The organism is Rhizobacter sp. P2_H2 (assembly GCF_056403375.1).
Genome location: NZ_JBFUFP010001756.1, coordinates 1 through 633, shown reverse-complemented (window position 1 = coordinate 633; position 633 = coordinate 1). Strand labels below are relative to the sequence as shown.

The 633-nt window shown below is 71.4% G+C and carries 2 protein-coding genes; both read right to left on the bottom strand.

All coding sequences use genetic code 11. The features are described from left to right. Window positions 1–306, bottom strand: a 306-nt coding sequence (locus AC1D15_RS36040) for a GntR family transcriptional regulator (protein WP_477829860.1), incomplete at its 3' end; no start/stop codon positions are given. Between the two features lie 2 nt (window positions 307–308). Further along, on the bottom strand, window positions 309–633 hold a 325-nt coding region (locus AC1D15_RS36035), incomplete at its 5' end, for an ABC transporter permease (protein WP_477829859.1).

Here is a 633-nt window from a genome sequence, read left to right as displayed (position 1 = left end):
CAGCTTGCCGGCCAGCCGCCGCGCCACCTCGCACTCCACCACCCGCCGTGCATCGAACACATGCTCGCCATCGCGCCGCGTCGGTTCGGGCACCTGCGCGCCGCGGTTCGGCCGCAGCACGATCACGCCGTCCTGCGCGAGCTTGTGCAGCGCCTGGCGCACCAGCGTGCGCGAGACCTCGAAGGTCTGCGCCAGCTCCTCCTCGCGCAGCCGCGAACCGGGCGCGAGGCGGTGGTCGATCACCGCCGCATAGATCGCCTCATAGACCCGATCGGCACCCCCGGTCGCCGCGGACGCTTCGGCCATCGTCAGGCGCCGCGCCGCTTGCCGAGGAACTTCACCAGCGCCAGCGTGCATCCCATCACCGCGAACGACACCACCGTCGTCACCGTGCCGAGCGCGTAGATGGCCGGCGTGGTGACGGTGCTGGTCAGCCCCTGCAGCTCCAGCGGCAGCGTGTTGACGTCGCCGATCGCCTGCGAGGTGCGCGCGATCTCGTCCCAGCTCAGCGTGAAGCCGAACATGCCGACCCCCACCAGGCTCGGCGCGATCAGCGGCAGCACCACGTGGCGGAAGCTCTGCCACGGCGTGGCACCCAGGTCGGCCGCCGCTTCCTCGAAGGCCGGATTGAAG